The sequence below is a fragment of the Wolbachia endosymbiont of Atemnus politus genome, from assembly GCF_013309895.1.
In genome coordinates this window covers 1-4210 of the sequence record NZ_JAAXCS010000109.1, presented here as the reverse complement: position 1 = coordinate 4210, position 4210 = coordinate 1, and the positions used below count along the sequence as shown (strand labels likewise).

The 4210-nt window shown below is 36.5% G+C and carries 3 protein-coding genes and 1 pseudogene; 1 reads left to right on the top strand and 3 read right to left on the bottom strand.

The genetic code is table 11. From position 1 onward, the window contains the following. Positions 1-155 precede the first annotated feature (155 nt). Positions 156-1260, bottom strand: a protein-coding gene (gene prfB / locus HET73_RS06225; RefSeq protein WP_174134202.1) for a peptide chain release factor 2 whose coding sequence is annotated in 2 segments (ribosomal slippage) — positions 156-1184 and positions 1186-1260 — 1104 coding nt in all. Because the reading frame shifts where the segments join, the coding sequence is not laid out codon by codon here. 154 nt (positions 1261-1414) lie between these two features. On the opposite strand from prfB, the gene mgtE reads away from it, so the two are divergent. After that, a complete protein-coding gene (mgtE, locus tag HET73_RS06220; protein ID WP_174134201.1) occupies positions 1415-2785 on the top strand; it encodes a magnesium transporter in 1371 nt (456 codons plus the stop codon). Here the strand turns inward: mgtE and HET73_RS06215 are convergent. Both HET73_RS06215 and HET73_RS06210 read right to left on the bottom strand, forming a co-directional pair. After that, positions 2782-3780: a pyruvate dehydrogenase complex E1 component subunit beta gene (locus tag HET73_RS06215; RefSeq protein ID WP_174134200.1), complete on the bottom strand. Its 999-nt coding sequence runs from the start codon at positions 3778-3780 to the stop codon at positions 2782-2784. The genes mgtE and HET73_RS06215 overlap by 4 nt on opposite strands. Before the next feature lie 102 nt (positions 3781-3882). Continuing rightward, positions 3883-4210: pseudogene (locus HET73_RS06210) on the bottom strand (hypothetical protein); the annotation flags it as partial.

Below are 4210 nucleotides of genomic sequence, written 5' to 3'. Positions count from 1 at the left end.
TCACATAGTGCAAAAAATTAAACATGACACGCCAGATATACTAAGTTTTTTTGTCGTTTAATCTGTACAGAGAAGATAAATAATTAGCTTCAGCCTTATTATAAAAGGGTTGGCGGGGGTTGTCAAGGGATTTTTAGCATTTTTTATAACGCGTTCTAATTTTTATTAGTCAGCACGCTAACTATAAAGCAGTCTATATTGCCATCAAAAACGGAATTTATGTTGCCCACCTCATATCCGGTTCTTAAATCCTTCACCATTTGATATGGATGTACAACGTATGACCTGATTTGATTACCCCAGCCTATATCGCACTTTTTGCCATACTCTTGAGCCATTTTCCGCTCTTTTTTCTCCAGTTCAATTTGGTATAAACGGCCTTTAAGTAACTTTAATGCTTCATGTTTGTTTTGATGCTGAGAACGGCTGTTTTGGCACTGAACTATAACACCTGTTGGAATGTGCGTAATGCGCACCGCACTCTCAGTTTTGTTTACATGCTGACCGCCTGCTCCAGAAGCGCGATAAGTGTCGATCTTTAAATCCTTCTCATCTACAGCAATATCGATTGAATCCTCTATCACTGGAGTGACTCCTACGCTTGCAAAACTGGTATGACGTTTACTGTTTGCATCAAATGGTGATATTCTAACCAGCCTGTGAATCCCACTCTCACTCTTTGCCCATCCATAAGCTTTTTCTCCAATGATCTTTATCGTTGCAGATTTTATCCCAACTGATTCTCCCTCTAGTTTTTCCACAATTTCAACTTTAAAGTTGTGATAAATCTCAGCCCACCTTACATACATGCGCATGAGCATTTCAGCCCAATCATTGCTTTCTGTTCCACCAGCTCCTGAGTGAATTTCCAAGAAGCAGTCGTTGTTATCTGCTTCACCAGTAAATAAAGATTCTGTTTCTTTACGCTTGATTAATTTCTCTAACTTTACTAGCTCATTTTCAACTTCAGAGAAAAACTCTTCATCATTCTCGTCAATAGCGGATTTCATTAAGCTAATAGCGTCGTTGTAATCGCTTTCTAGCTTTAAAAATGATTCCACATCATTCTTAATTTTAGAACGTTCTTTTAAAATTTCTTGTGCCCTTTGGTTATCCTGCCATAGGTTATCATCTGTAGCTTGAGATTCTAGCTCTGTAAGGCGCAGCTTCAATTTTTCTACGTCAAAGACACCCCCTGATAACAGAAATACTTCTATCTAAACTCTGAAAATGTTCAAGAATTTCTAAATAAGTTTTCATCACGCTTTAGATTTTAATATATTCACTATCAATAGCAATAACAGTACACAAAACAAAAATTTAACCATATAGTAGTTAATTTAAAACAATCTTATTATACTCTAATGTTTAAAGGAATCAAGCACGTGTATTTATTAAGAAGTAAGGTGAAGATATGAATGTTGAAATAAATTCCCACTATGGTTTAGATAAAAAGGCTATTGATGACTTAATCGAGTCGCTCGATAACGAGGAGCTAGAAAACGTCCACAATATTGTAAAAGCAATAGACAGCGTTCAGTTAGCCTATTTTTTATCCACTTCAATCAGTGATCACAGGGAAAAATTAGTTAGCATTCTAGACCAATATTCGTTAAGTGATGCTCTAGTGCATGTAGTGCCAGATCTACAAGTGGAAATTATAGAAACATTGGGAATAGAAAATACGGCAAAGTTACTAATGCTTCTTGATGTAGAAGATATAGTCACCATAGTCAAAAATTTGGATAGAAAGTTTATAGAAAACATGCTTAACTGCTTACCCAACGCAACTCAAAAGTCAGTAGAGGAGTTGTTATCATATCCAGAAGAAAGTGCGGGAAGGTTGATACACAAAAATATGGTTATAGCACCATATTATTGGACGATAAACGAGCTAACAGAATTTTTGCGCAACTATAAAAAAATACCGGAAACATTTCATCAAATCTTCATCATTAATTCGAAATTAGAACCTATAGGTAGTGTTAATTTAAATAAGGTAATATCTCATTCGGGAAAAACAACAATAAAAGAGATAATGAGTCAGGATATAAAGGTCATCAAAACTGGAGTGGACCAAGAGGAAGTTGCAAGAATATTTAAAGATTACTCTCTACTATCAGCTCCAGTAGTAAACAAGCGCGGTAAAATCATAGGTGTGATACTGATCGAGGATGTGATAAAAGTTGTTCAACAAGAAACAGAAGAGGACGCACTTAAAATAAGCGGTGTGTCGTCCAAAGCTGATATAAATGCTCCTATATATAAAACTATAATTCAAAGGCTACCTTGGTTATTGTTTAACCTCTTAGCTGCAACAATATGTTCTATAGTAGTTGGTTTTTTTGATAATGTAATAGAGAGCTTTGTAGTATTACCAATAGTTATGCCAATAATTGCATCAATGAGTGGAAACGCAGGATCTCAAACAGTAACGTTAACCATCAGGGCAATTGCAACAAAATATTTGACCGAGCAAAATGCAAACAGAATACTGATAAAAGAATTTTTGATAGGTCTGATAAATGGGATAATTTTATCTACTATTTCACTTGTAGTATTAGCAATAAGATTCCACAGTTTCACAGTGGAGATTATTTTTGTGGCTTCCATGATTATGATGTCGATTATTGCAACATTTATTGGCACTTTCATTCCTATAACGCTCCATCGTTTAAGATCTGACCCTGCCGTTTCTTCTTCAATCCTAACATCAGCGACAACTGATATTCTTTCAGCTTTTATATTTCTCGGTTTAGCTACGATTTTTTTGTTAAATAGCTAAGTTTTTCTAAAACAGACCTGATGCACAGCTTCAACTATATCTTCCACTTGTGGTAATGCTTTTTTCTCCAGATTTGCAGCATAGGGTAAGGGAACATCTTTGCCAGTTACACGTACAATTGGAGCATCAAGGTAGTCAAATCCCTGTTCCATAACCACAGATGAAAGCTCTGCTCCTATTCCTGCAAATGGCCAACCTTCCTCTACACTAACTAGCCTATTAGTTTTCTTGATAGAGTTAATGACAGTTTCAGTGTCAAGTGGCCTTAAGGTTTTCAGGTCAATAACTTCAGCTTCTATACCTTCACTCGAAAGCAAATCTGCTGCATTTAAAGCATCCATTAGTTTCAGTGAGAAAGCAGTGATAGTTATATCCTTCCCTTCTCGTATGACAGCAGCTTTACCTATCTCAAGTAGATAATCTTTATTTGATAGTTCGAAGTCAGGAACTTCGTGCTCATGTCCATAAGCGATCTCATTTTCTAGAAATATCACTGGGTCTGGATCACGAATTGCAGCTTTCAGCAGACCTCTACAATCAGAGGCAAAATAAGGTGTTACTACTTTTAATCCCGGTACATGCGAATACCATGATGCAAAGCATTGAGAGTGTTGTGCAGCAACTCTTGCTGCAGCACCATTTGGTCCACGAAATACTATGGGACATCCAAGCTGTCCACCTGACATGTAATTTGTTTTTGCTGCAGAATTCACAATTTGATCGATGGCCTGCATAGAAAAATTAAAAGTCATAAACTCAACGATTGGCTTGAGCCCAGCAAATGCTGCTCCAACAGCAAGACCAGCAAACCCATGTTCAGTAATGGGCGTATCAACTACCCTATTTTCTCCAAACTCTTTCAGCAATCCTTTTGTTACTTTATAAGCACCGTCGTACTCTGCAACTTCTTCACCCATAATGAATACATCGGGGTCGTTTTGCATTTCTTCTCTAATCGCTGTACATAAAGCTTCTCTTACACTTAAGGTTGCCATTTATAAACTTTTATAGACTTTAACTAACTATATCAAAGTTACCGGGGACGAGTAAAGCAGTATGTTTCCATAGAGCAAAACTTTTGCTCTATGGATCACACATCACCTTGTTCTTTCACTATTGTTTATTCTTTCATTGGTAACTTTTTCAGTATGGCTCGATTTAGATTTATCTAACATCTCCTTATATGCTGCATTGCAGTTACGTAATGCTCCAAAATATCTCTGTGGCATTGTTAAGCCATCTGTTCCTTTCGTTTCCATTCTTTGTGCAAATTGCTTTGTAGTCTCTGAATGTACTGTGTTCTCAAATATATTTTTTCTCTTGTTGTATGAGAAACTTACTGTTGTTATCCTTATATCATCAGCAAAAACGTTTTTTAGCTCTGACTTGAGAAAGGCGGCATTATACAAGTTTTCTTGAGTTGGC

Excerpts from the sequence above, each read along its gene's own strand:
- HET73_RS06215 (WP_174134200.1), bottom strand. The coding sequence starts at position 3,780 with ATGGCAACCTTAAGTGTAAGAGAAGCTTTATGTACAGCGATTAGAGAA.
- mgtE (WP_174134201.1), top strand. The coding sequence starts at position 1,415 with ATGAATGTTGAAATAAATTCCCACTATGGTTTAGATAAAAAGGCTATT.